The sequence below is a fragment of the Tenacibaculum aestuariivivum genome, assembly GCF_964507685.1.
Lineage (GTDB): Bacteria > Bacteroidota > Bacteroidia > Flavobacteriales > Flavobacteriaceae > Polaribacter > Polaribacter aestuariivivum.
Map to the genome: position 1 here is coordinate 2,409,137 of NZ_OZ208414.1, position 18,723 is coordinate 2,427,859.

Annotated in this window: 18 protein-coding genes; 8 read left to right on the top strand and 10 right to left on the bottom strand. The window is 28.0% G+C overall.

The annotated features are described in order from the left end of the window. Positions 1-17 precede the first annotated feature (17 nt). The 8 genes from ACN5J4_RS10825 (at position 18) to ACN5J4_RS10860 (ending at position 8,634) form a co-directional block, all read left to right on the top strand. Complete coding sequence (locus ACN5J4_RS10825) at positions 18-836, top strand: hypothetical protein (protein WP_418649998.1); 819 nt, start codon at positions 18-20, stop codon at positions 834-836. 66 nt (positions 837-902) lie between these two features. Further along, positions 903-2,792, top strand: coding sequence for a phosphoglycerate dehydrogenase (serA, locus tag ACN5J4_RS10830; protein ID WP_418649999.1), 1,890 nt, complete (start codon positions 903-905; stop codon positions 2,790-2,792). 242 nt (positions 2,793-3,034) lie between these two features. Then, on the top strand, positions 3,035-3,682 hold the full coding sequence (locus ACN5J4_RS10835; RefSeq protein ID WP_418650000.1) for a PAS domain-containing protein: 648 nt from the start codon (positions 3,035-3,037) through the stop codon (positions 3,680-3,682). Between the two features lie 95 nt (positions 3,683-3,777). Continuing rightward, positions 3,778-5,046 (top strand): kynureninase, encoded by a 1,269-nt coding sequence (gene kynU / locus ACN5J4_RS10840; protein ID WP_418650001.1) that lies wholly within the window; start codon positions 3,778-3,780, stop codon positions 5,044-5,046. 6 nt (positions 5,047-5,052) lie between these two features. Then, complete coding sequence (locus ACN5J4_RS10845; protein WP_418650002.1) at positions 5,053-6,447, top strand: FAD-dependent oxidoreductase; 1,395 nt, start codon at positions 5,053-5,055, stop codon at positions 6,445-6,447. A 118-nt stretch (positions 6,448-6,565) separates the two neighbouring features. Beyond that, positions 6,566-6,781: a DUF6500 family protein gene (locus ACN5J4_RS10850; protein WP_418650003.1), complete on the top strand. Its 216-nt coding sequence runs from the start codon at positions 6,566-6,568 to the stop codon at positions 6,779-6,781. A 157-nt stretch (positions 6,782-6,938) separates the two neighbouring features. Next, the gene (locus tag ACN5J4_RS10855; RefSeq protein ID WP_418650004.1) at positions 6,939-7,469 is read left to right on the top strand and encodes a 3-hydroxyanthranilate 3,4-dioxygenase; all 531 of its coding nucleotides are present in this window, start codon (positions 6,939-6,941) and stop codon (positions 7,467-7,469) included. 79 nt (positions 7,470-7,548) lie between these two features. Next, complete coding sequence (locus ACN5J4_RS10860; RefSeq protein ID WP_418650005.1) at positions 7,549-8,634, top strand: amidohydrolase family protein; 1,086 nt, start codon at positions 7,549-7,551, stop codon at positions 8,632-8,634. A 98-nt stretch (positions 8,635-8,732) separates the two neighbouring features. Here ACN5J4_RS10860 and ACN5J4_RS10865 read toward each other — a convergent pair whose 3' ends face one another. The 10 genes from ACN5J4_RS10865 to rsfS all read right to left on the bottom strand — a co-directional run bounded on the left by ACN5J4_RS10865 (position 8,733) and on the right by rsfS (position 18,642). Next, complete coding sequence (locus ACN5J4_RS10865) at positions 8,733-10,130, bottom strand: TolC family protein (protein WP_418650006.1); 1,398 nt, start codon at positions 10,128-10,130, stop codon at positions 8,733-8,735. Continuing rightward, positions 10,130-11,485, bottom strand: coding sequence for an HlyD family secretion protein (locus ACN5J4_RS10870; RefSeq protein WP_418650007.1), 1,356 nt, complete (start codon positions 11,483-11,485; stop codon positions 10,130-10,132). Before ACN5J4_RS10870 ends, ACN5J4_RS10865 begins: the two co-directional genes overlap by 1 nt. A gap of 13 nt (positions 11,486-11,498) precedes the next feature. Further along, the gene (locus ACN5J4_RS10875; RefSeq protein ID WP_418650008.1) at positions 11,499-13,163 is read right to left on the bottom strand and encodes a peptidase domain-containing ABC transporter; all 1,665 of its coding nucleotides are present in this window, start codon (positions 13,161-13,163) and stop codon (positions 11,499-11,501) included. Next, positions 13,150-13,833 (bottom strand): TetR/AcrR family transcriptional regulator, encoded by a 684-nt coding sequence (locus ACN5J4_RS10880; protein WP_418650009.1) that lies wholly within the window; start codon positions 13,831-13,833, stop codon positions 13,150-13,152. The genes ACN5J4_RS10875 and ACN5J4_RS10880 overlap by 14 nt, the downstream gene beginning before the upstream one ends. 187 nt (positions 13,834-14,020) lie before the next feature. Then, positions 14,021-14,650 (bottom strand): YceI family protein, encoded by a 630-nt coding sequence (locus ACN5J4_RS10885; protein ID WP_418650010.1) that lies wholly within the window; start codon positions 14,648-14,650, stop codon positions 14,021-14,023. Positions 14,651-14,655: 5 nt separating this feature from the next. Then, a complete protein-coding gene (locus tag ACN5J4_RS10890) occupies positions 14,656-14,913 on the bottom strand; it encodes an acyl-CoA-binding protein (protein ID WP_418650011.1) in 258 nt (85 codons plus the stop codon). A 4-nt stretch (positions 14,914-14,917) separates the two neighbouring features. Further along, a complete protein-coding gene (locus ACN5J4_RS10895; protein WP_418650012.1) occupies positions 14,918-15,712 on the bottom strand; it encodes a phosphatidate cytidylyltransferase in 795 nt (264 codons plus the stop codon). 3 nt (positions 15,713-15,715) lie between these two features. Continuing rightward, positions 15,716-16,306, bottom strand: a complete 591-nt coding sequence (locus ACN5J4_RS10900; RefSeq protein ID WP_418650013.1) for a hypothetical protein — start codon at positions 16,304-16,306, stop codon at positions 15,716-15,718. 11 nt (positions 16,307-16,317) lie between these two features. Further along, on the bottom strand, positions 16,318-18,246 hold the full coding sequence (ftsH, locus tag ACN5J4_RS10905) for an ATP-dependent zinc metalloprotease FtsH (RefSeq protein ID WP_418650014.1): 1,929 nt from the start codon (positions 18,244-18,246) through the stop codon (positions 16,318-16,320). Positions 18,247-18,273: 27 nt separating this feature from the next. Next, positions 18,274-18,642 (bottom strand): ribosome silencing factor, encoded by a 369-nt coding sequence (gene rsfS / locus ACN5J4_RS10910; protein ID WP_418650015.1) that lies wholly within the window; start codon positions 18,640-18,642, stop codon positions 18,274-18,276. Between the last annotated feature and the right edge of the window lie 81 nt (positions 18,643-18,723).

Below are 18,723 nucleotides of genomic sequence, written 5' to 3' on the forward strand. Positions count from 1 at the left end.
AAAACTATTTTTGTGTAATGAAATTTGGAAAAATATTATTTGATTTTTATATAAATTCGAGTATTCATGTGGCTTTAGCAGTGTATTCCTTTGCTAGAATCACAGAATTTTATTTTGGTTTATCATATAATGAACCCCTAGATTTTTTTCTTTTTTATAGTACAATTACTGGCTATAATTTTATAAAATATGCTGGAGTAGCTAAATTACATCATCAAGGTTTGACAATGCGTTTAAAATTAATTCAAATTTTTTCTTTAATTTGTTTTTTATTAATGTGTTTTTATGCATGTAAATTACATGTAAATACCTTGTTGTTTTTTTTCCCTTTTGGAGTATTAACTTTTTTATACGCAATTCCTTTTTTAAGCAGATTTCAAAAAAATTTACGAAGTATAGGGTATTTAAAAATTATAATTGTAGCTTTTGTTTGGATGGGAACAACAGTGTTTTTACCTTTTTTTGACGCGGGTATTAGATTTTCAAATGAGGTTTATTTAATAGCAATTCAACGATTTTTATTTGTAATTGTATTAATACTGCCTTTTGATATTAGAGATCTAAAATATGATGCTATATATCTTCAAACAATTCCACGTAAAATAGGTGTTAAACAAACTAAAAAACTAGGTTATATTTTATTAATAAATTGTTTATTTCTTGAATTTATAGTAATGTCAAATGTTGTTTCTAAGAACATTTTTTTATTTATATTTAGTGTTACTTTAATATTGTTAATGCGATCATCAGAGAAAAGAACATATTATTACAGTGCTTTTTTTGTAGAATTAGTTCCTATAATGTGGTGTTTTTTTTTGATGATAATTTATACTTAATATTTTTTTATAACGTTCGTTTTTAATATCATTTGTATTTTTGAAACTTATCAGTAATATAACATAATGAGACCAAAAAGAAGTTTTGTTTTCGATTTTGATAGTACGCTAACAAAAGTGGAAGCTTTAGATGTTTTAGCAGAAATAAGTTTACAAGGAAACCCTAAGAAAGAAGCAATTATTAATCAAATAAAAGTAATTACAAACCAAGGAATTGACGGTGAAATTTCCTTTACCAAATCTTTACAAAAACGTATTCGATTATTAAATGCTAAAAAAACTGATTTACCTTTATTGATTAAAGAATTAAGGCAAAAAGTTTCTCGTTCTATAGAAAGTAATAAATCTTTTTTTAAAGATTTTTCAGATGATATTTATATTATATCCGCAGGTTTTAAAGAATTTATAGTTCCGATAGTTGCCGAATATAATATTCCTTCAGAAAGAGTGTATGCAAATACTTTTCAGTTTGATGAAAATGATGTAATTATTGGTTTTGATACAGAAAATCCACTTTCAAAACATAACGGAAAAATAGAGTGCTTACAAAACTTAAATTTAACTGGAGAAATACAAGTTATTGGAGACGGTTATAGTGATGCCGTAACTAAAAAAGCAGGTGTTGCTGATACTTTTTTTGCCTATACTGAAAATGTACAAAGAGCAAAAACAATTGAAAATGCCGATTATATTACACCTAATTTAGATGAATTTTTATACCTAAACGATTTGCCAAGAAATATATCATATCCAAAGAATAGAATTAAAATTTTATTATTAGAAAACGTACATCCTGATGCATTTACCAAATTAACAGCCGATGGTTTTACTGTAGAAACTGTTTCAAAAAGTTTATCTGAAGACGAATTAATTGAAAAATTAAAAGACGTACATGTTTTAGGTATTCGCTCAAAAACACAAGTAACAAAAAAAGTAATTGAGGCTGCTGATAAATTAATGGTTGTTGCGGCTTTTTGTATCGGAACAAAACAAATAAATTTAGATGCCTGTAAAGAAAATGGCGTAGTTGTTTTTAATGCACCTTACAGTAATACGCGTTCGGTTGTTGAGTTAGCAATTGGCGAAATTATTATGTTAATGCGTAGTGCTTTTCAACGAAGTACAGAAATTCATAATGGTCAGTGGAATAAAACAGCTCAAGGGTCAAGAGAGGTTCGTGGTAAAAAATTAGGAATTGTTGGTTATGGAAACATCGGTAAACAATTATCTGTTTTAGCTGAATCTTTAGGAATGGAGGTGTATTATTATGATGTTGAAGATACGCTAGCTATAGGAAACGCTAAAAGAATAAGTACTTTAAAAGAGTTGTTAAATATTTCAGATGTAATAACTTTACACGTTAATGATAATGCGGTAAATAAAAACTATATAGGAGCTGATGAAATTGCTCAAATGAAAGATGGTGTTCATTTAATAAATCTTTCTCGTGGTTTTGTGGTAAACATTAAAGCTTTAGTTGAAGGATTAAAATCGGGTAAAATTGCAGGGGCTGCTGTTGATGTATATCCTGAAGAGCCTGCTAAAAATGGTGATTTTTATACCGAATTAAAAGGATTGCCAAATGTAATTTTAACACCACATATTGGTGGAAGCACTGAAGAAGCACAACGTGATATTGCTGATTTTGTGCCAAGTAAAATAATGGCATATATTAATTCAGGAAATACCGTTGATGCTGTAAATTTTCCAAATATAAGGTTGCCACGCCAAACCAATGCACATCGTTTTTTACATATTCATAAAAATGTACCTGGCGTTATGGCTAAAATAAATAAAGTATTAGCTAAATACGAATTGAATATTACAGGTCAATACTTATCTACAGATGCAAAAGTTGGTTATGTTATTACTGATGTAAATAAGCAGTATAATGATGAGGTAGTGGCTAAACTTCGTAAAATAGAAGGAACTATAAAATTTAGAATACTGCATTAATAATTTTATATTTTATAATAGTTTAAAATAGCACTATTTTTAACTAATTTGTTTATAGGTAGGGAGTTGGTTCTTTTGTCTATTATTTTGTTTTAAAAAAAATCAGCAATTTTAATATGATATTTATCATTTAATTTTAGTTACTAAAAGTTTAGTATTGTGATTGTAAAGTGATAATTAACTTAAACTAAAACTAAAACTAAAACTAAAACTAAAAATTGTAATTAAATAAAACTTATAGAATGAAAAAAGAACAAGAGTCAAGAAAGCCTAAACTTCCCTCTCCAACTCCTGTTAATAGAGAAGTTAAATTACATGAAGATACTATTCTTATTAGTATAACAGATAAAAGAGGTGTTATAGAGTATTGTAATGAAGATTTTGTAGATACATCTGGTTATGAAGAATATGAATTAGTAGGATCAGGTCATAATATAATTAGACATCCAGATATGCCTAGAGTTATTTTTAAAATGATGTGGGAGCGTATTGAAGAAGGTAAAAACATGATTGCTGTTGTTAAAAATATGACAAAAACAGGAAGGTATTATTGGGTAGTTACAGATTTTACTGTTAAGAAAGATCAGAATGATAAAATTATAGGATATAAAGGAGTTAGAAGGTTAGCACCTAAAAAATCAATTGAACAACTAATACCGCTCTATAAGAAGTTAAAAGATATTGAAGATGTTAAAGGAATAGAGGCAAGTAGAAAGTTTTTAAATGGCTTTTTAGATACTAAAGAAGTAAATTATGATAATTATATTGAAAGTTTAGTTTCAAGTAGTATTGATTTATCAAAAGAAATAACTAAAAGTGGAAAACCTTTAGAAAAAAAAGTAGGATCGTTTTTTAATTGGTTCTTTTTTGCAGAAAAAAGACCATTTTAAATTATAATAAAAAAGAAAAGATACAATATAAATATATAGTATTATTAAATAAAAAATGATTGTTTTATATTTGAAGACAATCATTTTTTTATCAGATGAAGTATCAAAATACACTAGATTACGCACAGCAACAAGACAAAGAAGATAAGTTAGCGCACTTGCGCAATCAATTTCATATTCCGAAAGATAAAAAAGGTAACGACTGGTTATATTTTACAGGAAACTCATTAGGGTTACAGCCTAAATCAACAAAAAAATATATCAATCAAGAATTAGATGATTGGGCAAAATATGGCGTAGAAGGTCATTTTAAAGGAGAGACTCCTTGGTTACCTTATCATGAATTTTTAACGGAAAACATGGCGAAAATAGTAGGTGCAAAACCACTAGAAGTTGTTGTTATGAATACTTTAACAACCAATTTACATTTGCTAATGGTTTCTTTTTATCAGCCTACTAAAAAGAAATACAAAATTGTAATAGAATCTGACGCTTTTCCTTCGGATAGATATGCGGTGCAATCGCAATTAAAATTTCATGGATTTGATGCTGAAGAAGGTTTGATTGAATGGAAACCAAGAAAGGGCGAAGAATTATTAAATATTGAAGATTTAGAAACGATTGTTTCTGAACAAGGAGATGAAATAGCATTATTATTAATTGGCGGTGTAAATTATTACACAGGACAATATTTAGATTTAAAGCGAATTGCTGAAATAGGACACTCAAAAGATTGTTTTATAGGAATTGATTTAGCACACGGAGCAGGAAATATTTCTCCAGAATTGCACAACTCAGGAGTAGATTTTGCAGCTTGGTGTACTTATAAATACTTAAATTCAGGACCTGGAAGTTTAGGTGGATTATTTGTTCACGAAAAACATGCCACTAATAAAGAGCTACCTCGTTTTGCTGGTTGGTGGAATCATAATAAAGATACTCGTTTTAATATGCGTCAACCTTTTGATGTAATGGTAGGGGCAGAGGGTTGGCAATTATCGAATCCTCCAATATTATCAATGGCAGCCATTAAAGCTTCTTTAGATATGTTTGCTGAGGTAGGAATGAAGGCTTTGCGAGAAAAATCAGAAAAATTAACTGGATATTTTGAGTTTTTAATCAACGAAATAAATTCAAAACATATTAAAATTATAACACCATCAAATCCAAAAGAAAGAGGGTGTCAATTATCTATTCAAGTTAAAAATGCAGATAAAAATTTACACAAAAAGCTAACCGAAAATAATATTATTACCGATTGGCGTGAGCCAGATGTTATCCGTTGCGCACCAACGCCAATGTATAATTCTTTTGAAGATGTTTATAAAATGGTAAGTATTTTAAAAGGATTGTTATCAAAATAAATCAATATGAATAAACAAGATAATATATTAATAATAGGTGCAGGTTTATGCGGAAGTTTACTAGCTTTACGATTGGCACAAAGAGGATACAAGGTTTCCGTATATGAAAGCAGACCAGATTTAAGAACTATTGATATTTCAGCGGGTCGTTCTATAAATTTAGCTTTATCTGACAGAGGTTTTAAAGCCTTGCGTTTAGCAGGTGTAGCCGAAAAAGCTCGTGAAATTTGTATTCCAATGTACGGAAGATTGATTCATGATATTGAAGGAAATACATTTTCATCAAATTATTCGGGTAGAGATAACGAATGTATCAATTCAATTTCAAGAGGAGATTTAAATGCTATCTTATTAACAGAAGCCGAAAAACATGAAAATGTAACCATTCATTTTAATAAAAAATGTATCGCTGTAAATATTGAAAATACAATAGCACACTTTAAAGATTATAAGACAAAAGAAGAGTTTTCTATAAATTCGGATGTGATTTTTGGTACTGATGGAGCTGGTTCTATTTTACGAAAAAGTTATTATTTAGAACGAAAATTCTTGTTTAGTTATTCTCAAAATTATTTATCTCACGGATATAAAGAGTTAGAAATTCCTGCGGATAAAATAGGGAATCATCAAATAAGTAACGAGCATTTACATATTTGGCCTCGTGGTGCGTATATGTTAATTGCATTGCCAAATATGGACGGTAGTTTTACTGTTACGCTGTTTTTAAGTTATGATGAAGGAAAATATAATTTCAATAATTTAATATCCGAAGAAAAAATAACCGAGTTTTTTGAAACACAATTTCCTGATGCGTTAAAATTAATTCCGAGTATTAAAGAAGAATTTTTAAATAATCCGACAGGAGCATTGGGAACGGTAAAATGTTCGCCTTGGCATTACAAAAATAAAACGATTTTATTGGGAGATGCAGCACACGCAATCGTACCATTTTATGGGCAGGGAATGAATGCTTCTTTTGAAGATATTACCGTTTTTGATGAAATTCTTAATCAAAATTTAGGCGATTGGGAAACTGTTTTTAAAACCTACGAAAAAGCAAGAAAAGAAAATACCGATGCTATTGCTGATTTAGCAATTGATAACTTTCATGAAATGAAAAACCATGTTGCTAATCCGTTATTTAAGGAAAAGAGAAAATTAGAAATGGATCTAGAAAAAGCTTTTCCAAATGAGTATTTTTCTAAATATTCGATGGTTACTTTTAAAGAAGATATTCCATATTTAGAAGCAATGAAAAAAGGACGTGCTCAAGATAAAGCTTTATTAAATTTGGTTGCTAATTCGGATTTTAAACAAACGGATAATTTACGTAATCTTCTTAAAAAAGTACAAGAAGAAACGAACGAAATTTTAAAAGAAGATGAGGTTGCTGGTTTGTAATAGTTTTTTAAACCTGTAAAGTATAAGTATACTCACGAGCAAGATACTCGAGATAGCTGTAGCAGAGTGATTTTTACCATAAAATTTAAACTTTTTCTAAATAAATAACATACTAAAAATGACATACGAAATAAAACAAAAAATTATTGAAGTTTGTGATGATAAAATCGCAAAAAAAGGTGCAAATGTAGGACTATCTTTTTATGCGTTTTTTAAAAATAAAAATAAGAATCCGAAGTTGTTAATGCAAGTGGCAACTTGGTGGATTCAAACGCATCAATTAAATCATTTTGAAAAAGCAATTAAGATTAAAGCAATGATTGAAAATGAATAATTAGTTGTTTTTATGATTGTTGGTTTATTCAAAATTATAAATAAAAACGAAATTTGCGTTAGGGATAGAAGCGGCATCCTTTTTATAAAATATCAAATTTTTATAAAAAGATATAGCGAAAAGCCCGACCTTTAGGGAACGCCCAAAATATATACATATGAATTTAGTACAGCCCTTAAATTTTAAAAAGTGGATTGATGAAAATCGTCATTTATTAAAACCGCCCGTTGGAAATAAACAGGTGTGGGATAATGGTGATTATATTGTAATGGTAGTTGGAGGACCTAATAATAGAAAGGATTATCATTATAACGAAACGCCTGAATTTTTTTATCAAGTAGAAGGAGATATGGTGTTGAAAATTATCGACCAAAATGGTAAAATGATTGATGTTGAAATTAATGAGGGTGATATTTATTTATTGCCAGCTAAAGTACCACATTCGCCACAACGTAAAGAAAATACTGTTGGTTTGGTTATTGAATATCCAAGGTCAGAAGGAATGTTGGATGCCTTAGAATGGTATTGTGAAAATTGCGGAAATCAGTTATACAGAGAAGAATTTGCTTTACATAATATTGAAACAGATATGCCTATTATTTTTGATAAATATTATTCTGATACTCAGAAATGTACGTGTTCTAATTGCGGAACAATTATGAGTCCTCCAAATAAAATTAAAAAATAAAGATGTTGTTTGATACTATAAAAACAGCGTAATTTATAGTTAAAAATATTGCAACGATTATTGCCAAATAATAAAAGAAATGGAAAAACGTAAACTACGAATAAACGGACATTCACATTTATTGCCTTATCCTGAGCAAATACCTCAGTTTATGAAGGAAAAAGAAATTTTTTGGGTAGATGATGAGCGTAAACATATGTTACAAAAAGGTTGGAAACGCCCTGTAACAGATTCTAGTTTTTTCTTGGATGAGAAATTACGTTGGATGGAAAAAAATAAGATTGACCATGCGGTGGTTTTAAATTTATCGCAATTATATGGGAATGGTTTGCGCTTAGAGGAAATGAAAAAAGCATTGCGTTTTCAGAATGATTTTAACGCAAAAGTACAACACGATCATCCTGACAAATTTACTTGTGGTTTTGTAGTTCACCCTGGTTTTATTTACGGTGCTTTGTATGAAATGGAACGTTGTGTTGAAGAATTAGGCTTAAAAGTTCTATGCTTGCCAACACATTTTATGGATTCGATAGGGCAGTGGCGTTGTGTGTTTGATAAAGAAAATGACCGCATTTTTGAACTAGCTGATAAGTATAAATTAGCCATTGAAATTCATCCGTATGATGGCGATAAAATGATAAAATTAGAAAACACAAATTGGCGTTTTCATTTAATTTGGATGTTGGCACAATGTGGTGATGCGTATCATTTTTATACGTTAAACGGAATGCAAGAGCGTTTTAAAAACATTAGAACTTGTTTTGCACACGGCGGACAATTGGCACAAATGAATTTAGGACGTAGAATTCAAGGTTTTGATGGTAGACCTGATTTATTTGAAGGAAAAACGCATCCTAGAAAAGCGGTTGGTCATCCAAATATTTTCTTTGATACCTTGGTACATGATACTGATTCGTTAAAATTAATGATTGATAAACAAGGATCAAATCAAATTATTATGGGCTTAGATGACCCGTATCCGTTAGGAGAAATGGAAAATGATGCACAATCTTCTTATCCTGGGAAATTGTTAGATTTGGCTATTGATAGAGATATTATTAATGAAAAACAATATCATGAAATTTGGGAAGATAATACCTTACGTTGGTTATTTGGTGATGATGAAAAAGCAAAACAAGACTTAATTACTAAGATTTTAGGCTAATTTAATATGATATTTTGATGAAAAAACCGCTTTATAACAAGAAGTATAAACTTGTAATAAAGCGGTTTTTTTATAAATGAATTATAAATAATTATTATTTAGATATCTGTTAATTTACCCAATAATTTAACTAGTTTACTTTTTGTTTTAGCATATTCATATTCGTTTTTAATGGCTTTTAAATTAGTTTCAATTAATTTAACCTCTCTGTAATTGATTAAAAATAATGAGCTTTCACCTAACGAAAATTTTCGTTCTTCACTTTTAACAATTGTTTTATAATTACTAACTAAATTGGTTAAGATATTTTGTTGTTTTTGATACGATACAATTTCTTGTTTAGTTGCTTTAATTTTGTTTTGTAAAATTATTTTTGTTGATGCAATTTCAAAATCTAAATCTTGTAATTTTATTTTTGCAATTTTTAAATCACCTCTAGACTTTCTTAAAAATAACGGTACACTAACTTGCAACGAATTTTTGTAATTTGAAGCGTTAAAAGAATCAAAATTATGTACTTCTGATGATAATAAATTATACTGAAAATCTATTTTTGGTAATAAGTTATTTATTTTTAATCGTTTATTTATCTGTAAATTATTCTTCTTTAAGGCTAATAATTTTACCTTCGGGTGTTGTTCTAAATCGTTTTTATCTAAATCAATTTCAGATGTTTTTAATAATTTATCAACTTCAGAAAATGTTGTGATATCAGGAATCATGTTGTTTTTTAATTCCATTGGAATGTTATTATTAATCCACAAATAATTCGAAAAAGCTACTTTTGATTTTAAATGTTTAATACGTGCTTTTTCTAAATCTAATTTTCTATTTTCTAGGTTGATACTTGTTTCTAAAGTATCTACGGCAGCTTTATCACCTGCTTTAAAATTTTTAATAACATTGTTGTGTCTTATAGTTGCATTGGTATAATAATTTTTAAACACATTATATTGTTGATAATATTGTGTCCAATTTAAGTATGCTGAAATAGCATCAAACAAAACATTATTAACTAATAATTGCTGTTCTAAACCACTTTGTTTCGTATATATTTTGGCTTTTTTTAACGTAGCCATTCTTTTATTGATAAATAAATTTTTAGCTAACGGAACAGATACTCCTATGTTATATAAACCATTTTCAGGTGTCTTATATTGAGGATTTAAATAATTTCCTGAATTATTTTCATAGCTTCCTTTTAGCTCAATACCATACCAAGTAGGAATTTTAAAAGATGAAACTAACGTTTTATAATACTCGGTATTTTTAAAGTTTTTATTGCTGTAATCAACTTCAATTTTAGGGTCAAAAACACCTCTGGCTTTTAATAATTTTGCTTGATTTGTATTAACAATAAGTTTTGCCTGTTTTATAATAGGATGATATTTTTTTACATATCCTAAACTTTCCTCTAAAGAAAGTGTGTTGTTGGGCATATTTTGAGAAAAGGAAACAAAACTTATAAATAGATATAAAAAGGATATGTTTTTCATTATTTCTTTTTATTAGAGTCGGTTTCTTTTGTGTTTGGCTGATAAAAATTAGGCGGGAAACTATTAATTTGTCGCCATAATTCATACCAAATAGGCACATTTTCGAGCAGTGCAATTGTTTTTGCTCCTGAGCCAACTCTAATAGCTTTTGGCCATGGTTGTTCATTATTATTAGGAACAATTAAGGCTCTATATTTGCCGTTACTGCTAATAAAATTTTCGATAGCAATAATTTTAGCTTCATAAGTTCCTGATGACATATTTGGCCAGCCACTAAAAACAATTGCAGGCCAACCATCAAACTGAACACGTACTTTTTCATTAATATGTATCAACGGCAAATCGATAGGTTTTATATACATTTCTACTGCTAAATCGTATACAGCAGGCATAATGTTTATTAATTGTTCACCTTCTTTAAAAGTTTCTCCAATACCTGATTTTATTGCTTTATTTATATATCCATCAAGCGGAGCTGTTATATATAATAAAGAGCTTCTTTTATTGTAATTAGCTAGGCTTGTTTGTAGTTTAGAAACTTGTACTTCTGTTTCGTATGCGCCAGATTCAGCAGTATATAAACTACTTTGTGCTTTTGATAATTTATCAGTATAAGTAGCCATAATACCTGAAATAGCTAATTGTGCATTGATAATATTATTTTTAGAAGTTAATAATTTATTTTTTTGAGAAATAACTTTAGCTGAAAATTCTTGAAGCTTTGCACTTTTTTCTTCAACATCTTTAGTAGCTTTTAAACCTTCTTGTTGTAAAGTGTAAGTTCTATCATATTGAATTTTGGCGATATTTTGTTTTAAAATAAAAGTTTCTAAATCAATACTATCAGTTTTAACTTTTAAGTAAGCTTGTTGTAATTTGTTTTTTGCTTGTTCTGATTTTAATTTTTGTTCGTTTCTTATGGCTGAAATTTGTCTTTTTAAAGCGCCTATTTTATTGTTATAAGATTTGCCAGAAAGATTTTTAGAATTTAATTGATTACCTGTTCTCTCGGCAAGTTTTGCATCGAAATAATCACTTTTTATTTCGGATATTCTTAAAATAGTATCGCCTTTTTTTACAAAATCACCTTCTTGCACAAACCACTCTTCAATTCTTCCAGGAATTTGAGATTGCAAGGTTTGTGGTCGTTGATTTGGTTTTAGTGTGGTTACATTACCTGTACTAGAAACATTTTGTGTCCAAGGTAAAAATAAAGTGATAAATAGTACTATAAAAAAGAATAGTAAAAATTTTCTAAATAGTTTATGATGTTCTTTCTTAAATATTTTTTTGCCTGATTTAAAATCATCCAAATTTATTTGATTAGCAATAGTATTATTAGATATATTTAACATTATGTCTTATAATTTATTGGTTAACAATTACTCCTTTATTAAGGGTAATTTTTTTAGTACATTTTTCTTCCCATTTATCATTACTACTAACAATAATTAAGCTCCAGTTTTGTGAAGGTTTTGTAATAAAATTGATAATTTTTTCAGCTTCTTTTTTTTCTAATTGATCTAAAGGGTCTTCTAAAATTAAAAGTTTTGGTTTTTTAATAATAGCTCTTGCTAAAATTATTTTTTTAGCAACCGTATAGCCAATATTTCTACCTTCAGGTTTTAAATAAGTATCTAAACCGTTAGATTGATGTTTTAAAAAATTAGTTAAACCAACAATTTCAAAAATCTTATAAATTTCATCATCTGTAATTGCAGTATCTCCAAAAGTTACATTTTGTCTTATAGTACCTTTAAAAGGTGTTTCTTCAGATAGTGATAATCCAAGGTTTGCTCTATAATTATTTATAAATAGGCTTTTTATTGATAAGTCATTAACAAAAATGTTACCTGATGAAGGTTCTATTAAACCTGAAATTAATTGGACTAAGTTTGATTTAGCAGAGCTACTTTCACCCTGAATTAATATTCTATCTTTTGGTGCTATAACAAATGAAATATCTTTTAAAATAGCATCATCTTTTTGATAAAGAAAGTAAGAGATATTTTGAATTTCTACTGTAAAAGGTTTTGAATCGCCAACTTTACTTCCTTTTTGATTTTCGATAGGTTTATCTATAACTTGCCCTAATTTTTCAATGGAGGTAAGTACATCGTAAAATGATTCTAAGCCTAAAATTAATTTTTCAACTGAGTTTATTACTAATAAAATAATTATTTCTGCGGCAACAAATTGTCCAATGTTCATTTTTTGATTTAGTACTAAAAAGCCTCCCATTAATAATAAACCAGCAGTAACAATAACTTTAAAACTAATCATTTGAATATATTGAATGATTAATATTTTAAAATGACTATCTCTTGATTTTAAATAATCACTTACTAAGTTATCGCTTGTATCTAAAGCAAGTTTTGTTTTACCAGATAATTTAAAACTTATTATTGTTCTGGCTATTTCTTGCAACCAATGCGCTACTTTATATTTGTTTTTAGATTCATTTAAGCTTGTTTCTAAACCAATTTTAGCAGTGTACTTAAATACAATATATATTAACAACAGTAATAAAAAACCAAATAGTATAAAAAATGGATGATAAAATGATAACAATAATAAAGCAAAAATAATTTGTAAAAAAGCAGAGGGTACATCAATTAAAATTTTTGAAATACCTTTTTGAATGGTAAGCGTATCAAAAAAACGATTAGCTAACTCAGGAGGGTAATAGTTTCTTAATTCACTCATTTTTATTTTAGGAAAACGGTAACTAAGTTCTAAAGAAGCTCTTGTAAAAATACGCTGTTGTATAGTTTCTATAATTCTAATTTGCATTAGTTTTAATACGCCACTAAAAGCTACACCACCTGTAACAAGAGTAACTAGTACAACCCATGAAGCTGATACTTGAGCTCCTTGTAGTAAGTTGATAATTGCTTGAATACCTAATGGAAGTGATAGCGCTACAATTCCTTCAAATATGGCATAATATGATATTTGTAATATATCTTTTTTTTCTAGTGTTAATAAACCTATAAATCGTTGCCAAGGTGTTAATTGGTTATTTTCTGTCATTTGAAAGCGTGTTAAGTGTTAAATCAAGAAAAAAAGAGGTTGGAGATGTAGCGCTATTACAGTTTGTTAGCGATTTAAAATGTTGTTTAACAAATTGCTGGTGCAGTGCACCTTCAATTATAGTACTTGCTAATGTCAGTGGATGTTGATAAAGGTTGTTATAATTAGTTATTATAGCTGCTAAGCGTTTTACAACTTCTTTGTATAATTTAAAAAAACCTTCTTTGTTTTCTGTATCTACATCTTTTGTAGAATATGATTTTGAGTTTTCATTAATTACAATTAAGTTTAATAAAACTTCATTAATATGTGAGAAGTTACTGTCTTGCTCAGTTGTTTTTGTAAGTATTTGAATTGCTTTTATTAATTTTTCTTCAGCATTATTAATACTGTACGTTTCTATAACTAATTGATATTGTATCCAACCCCAATACCACGAAGTTAAATACACTAGTAGTTTGTGTTTACTTTCAAAATATCTATAAATAGAGCTTTCATTAGAGCCTATTAATTTACCCAGTTTTTTAAAGTTGAAACTTTCAAAACCAACTTCCTCTATTAATTTAATACTGTTTTCTATAATTCGTTTACCTAAATCCGATGTTTCAGGATCCTTAATATATATTCCTGTAGGTATTTCAATTTTAATATTTGATAGAAAAGTTTTCATAAGTGAAATTTGTATTTGCAAATATAATAGTATTACTATTAAATAAGAGTGTTATTGTGTTAATTTAATGATAAGTTGTTATTTTTTTTTGATCAAAAATATATAAAGAATCATTAAGTAAATATATCCCATAAAAAAAAGCCTTAGGTTTTACCTAAGGCTTTTTTATTGTTTTGAAAAATAATTTTTATTTAAAAGTAGATGTTATATTAATAGCTACTTCATTCCAAGTTTTTGAAACTCCATCAGCTCCTTTATGTAAATCTTTACAAACCTCATTTAAAGATGCTAATGCTTTTTCTGCATTCCAATCTGAAATTTTTAAACTACTTGCTAGGTTAAAAACATTACCGTTTATAGTATATTTAAAAGGAAGTTTTTTTGTAATACCGTTCATAGTTATGTTAGAATAACCAATAGAATCATTTTCTAAAACTAATTTTCCTGAAAGTAATTTTGTATTATCCATAATACCAAAAAAGAATTTTTTTATTTTAAAATCTCTTCCACTATCCATTGTAAAAATACTACTTACAGGTATTGAAAATTCGGTATTGTTAATTGCTTCTTTAATAGTACTTCCTTTTCCATTAGATGTTATTGTTATTTTTTGAAATTGACCATTAACAGGAACTTTTTTAGTTGTTTTAAAGGCTGTCCAATTTATTTTATTATCAGCATCTTGTACTGTATAGGCAGCTTTTTTAGTAATTTTAATTTCTTTTTTAACTAATGGTTCTTTTTTTTCTTCTGATTTACAAGAAATAAAATTACCAATTGTAGCTATTGCGAATAAAGAATAAATGATTTTTTTCATGATAATTATTTTATAATTGAATTAACTAAGTTAATATATTCTTGTTTAGCTTCATTTTCATCCATGCCTTTTAATTGAATCCAAGCATTAAATTTAAAAGCGTTTCTTAAATCATTATTTGCGTTAAAAGTAAATTTATCACCTTTTACTGCTTGTTTGTAGTAGGCGTAAAACCTAAGCATAGTATCAGGAGGTAAATCTCCTTTAAAGTTAGACGCTATTTCAAAAGCTTTTTCAAACTCTATATCTAATTTATTATCCATGTAATTATATAATATAGTGAATAAATAAGTATACGAATGGAGCAAGAAAAAACAAACTATCTAGTCTATCTAATAAGCCTCCATGACCTGGCATAATTTTTCCACTATCTTTTACATTGGCTTGCCTTTTAAACTTAGATTCTACTAAATCTCCAAGTGAACCAAAAATACCTACAATAATTGCTATTATCATCCAATTTACAATAGAAAAATAAGTTGAGTATATGCCTATAAAAAAACCAGCTAAAATTGCAAATAATAATCCGCCAATAAAACCTTCTATTGTTTTTTTAGGTGAAACAGATTCAAATAATTTATGTTTCCCAAATTTTTTTCCCGTAATAAAAGCAAAGCTATCATTTGTCCAAATAATAACTATTATATAAATAATAATGTTAGGATGATAATTATTATTTATAAAAGGTAGTTTAATTAAAAAGTAAAAGGGTAGTATCAAATAAATAATATGTAAAAATATTTTTTGTATACTGGTGGCTGTTTTTATTACTTTACTACTTATTAAATAGTAAAGTAAGCTTAATAGTCCTATAAAACAAATTGCTATAAGTAGGTTATTAATAGTTAAGGATATTTTAATAATAGATACATATATACTTAAAGCTAAAAGTATATAAGGTATTGAGTTTTTTGATTGTAATATTTTTGAAAATTCAAAAATACAGATTGTAGAAAAAATGGAAATTAACGCTATATAAGATTCTGCTGAAAAAAGGATTGCAGAAATGAAAATTATAGCATAAACAAGTCCTGAAATACTTCTTGTTGTAAGGTTGTTCATGATTTATAAATCTTCAAAGAGAAGCAAATATAAGTTTTTAGAGTTACTATTTCCATAACTTAAAAAACTATCTTGCTCTTCATCTATTTTGTAATTTGTTGTTGAGCTAATGTTGGTAGGAATATTACCTTTAAAGTGTGTTTTTATACCGGTTAAACCTTCTCCCATGTTTTTTACCAGTTGGCTAGTTGTAGCATAAACAATAAAGTTTTTAGAGTGTTCATTTAGTTTATGACTACCTAATTGATTTGAAGAAAATAAAATATCTCCATTACTAGCAATTAGGTGTTCACAAGAAGTAAAAAAAGGAATATGTTCTGTGATGGTATTTTGAACATTTATGTTTGATTTTTCAGCAATTTTTAATAGATCAAAATCAGAGCAAGTAATTTTTTTCCACTTATTTTCTTTTAAAATCTGTTTTAAATTACTAGAAACTTCGTTGATAGAAGTACAGTATAAAAATTTACCTCCTTTGTTTATAAAGTTATGCACAAAAGAGTCATCTAACGATAAATTAACCTCTTGTTGGTTAATTAATTTATCGTTAGAGGATTCTTTATAAGATTTAAATATTTTTTTAAATAAATTCATTTAAATAAAAACTATTCTTCAATTACAGGATTTATTTTCACCTCTTTTTTATCAAAAGGACGTTCTCCAAATATTTTAACTAAATCATCTTTAAACATTACTTCTTTTTCAAGTAATAAAGCAGCAAGTTGGTTTAGTTTGTCTTTATGTGTACTTAACAATTCAATAGCTCTTTGATATTGGATTTCAATCATTTTAGATATTTCTTCATCAATAACTTTAGCAGTATCTTCACTATAAGGTTTTACAAATGAGTCATTTCCTGAAGAGTCATAATAAGTTACATTTCCTACTTTTTCATTTAGTCCATAAACAGTAACCATAGCACGTGCTTGTTTGGTTACTTTTTCTAAATCACTTAAAGCTCCTGTAGAAATTTTATTAAACATTAATTTTTCTGCAGCTCTACCACCCATAGTAGCACACATTTCATCAAGCATTTGCTCTGTTTGTATAATTTTTCGTTCTTCAGGAAGGTACCAAGCTGCACCTAATGACTGTCCACGAGGAACAATAGTAACTTTTACTAATGGAGCAGCGTGTTCTAACATCCAGCTAACTGTTGCATGACCAGCCTCATGAAAAGCAATAACTTCTTTTTCTTTAGGTGTAATTACTTTATTTTTCTTTTCTAAACCTCCAACAATTCTATCAACGGCATCTAAAAAGTCTTGATGTTCAATGGCTTCTTTATTGTTTCTAGCGGCAATTAAAGCAGCTTCATTACACAGGTTTGCTATATCAGCACCTGAAAAACCAGGTGTTTGTTGTGCTAATAATTCTAAATCAGCATTTTCTGCTAATTTTAAAGGTTTTATATGAACTTCAAAAATTTCTCTACGTTCATGTAAGTCAGGTAAGTCAACATAAATTTGACGATCAAAACGACCAGCACGCATTAATGCTTTATCTAATACATCTGCACGGTTAGTTGCTGCTAATACAATAACATTTGTATCTGTTCCAAAACCATCCATTTCAGTTAAAAGTTGGTTTAGAGTGTTTTCACGTTCATCATTACCACCTGTCATACTATTTTTTCCTCTAGCACGGCCAATAGCATCAATTTCATCAATAAAAATAATTGATGGAGATTTTTGTTGCGCTTGTTTAAATAAATCTCTTACTCGAGATGCACCTACACCTACAAACATTTCAACAAAATCAGAACCAGATAAAGAAAAGAAAGGTACACCAGCTTCACCAGCAACGGCTTTTGCTAATAATGTTTTTCCTGTTCCAGGAGGTCCTACTAATAATGCTCCTTTAGGAATTTTACCTCCTAGTTTAGTGTATTTTTCAGGAGTTTTTAAAAAGTCTACAATTTCTTGAATTTCTTCTTTAGCACCTTCTAAGCCAGCAACATCTTTAAACGTTGTTTTAACTTTAGTATCTTGATCAAAAAGTTTAGCTTTTGATTTACCAATGTTAAAAATTTGACCACCGCCACCAGTTCCTGCTCCACCACCAGACATTCTTTTCATAAAAAAAAGCCAAATACCTATTAATAATATAAAAGGTAAAAAGTCAAATAAGGTAGTTATTAAGCTAGTAGGTTCTACGTTAGTTCTATCAAAATCAAGATTTTTTTCAGCTTTTTCTTTTTTTAATTCATTTTCAAAATTTTGTAAATCACCAAAATTATAGGTATACAAAGGAGCTCCTTTTCTGTAAAAAGGAGAGGTTGTTATTTTTTTATGTTCCTCTTTTTTTTCAGCATCACTTTTTAAAAATATTTGAGCAACATTATTGTTTTCTACAACGATTTTTTGAATATCATTGGCCTGCAAAATTTTGCTAAACTCGTTTTTAGAAATATTACGTGATCCTAAATTATTAGAATTAAAAAAACTTAATCCTAATAAAATAACCAATATTGGAATGTATAACCAAAAAGAATTAAACGTAAATTTTGGTGTATTTTTTTTCTTATCACTCATAAAATAGTGTGTCTAGATTAGTAATAATTATGATGGGTTAATATTTGTAATTTTAGCATCTCCCCAAAGACTTTCAATATCGTAATAATCACGTATTTGTTTTTGAAAAATATGTACAACAACATTTACATAATCCATTAAAACCCACTCAGAGTTTCCTTGCCCTTCAATATGCCAAGGTTTATCTTTTAGTTCTTTACTTACCATTTTTTGTACGGAACCAGATATAGCGTTTACCTGTGTATTTGAGTTTCCTGAGCAAATTATAAAATAATCGCAAACAGTGTTTTCTATTTCTCTTAAATCAAGTAGTTGGATGTGTTCTCCTTTTACTTCATCAATACCTTTTATAATCACAGCGATAAGATCGTCTGTACTTGCTTGTTTTTTAGTCATCAAAAAAATTATATTTTTAGCAAAGTTATTATTTTTTTGCGAGTATATTGCTTAATATTACACTTGTTTTATTCGCAAAAC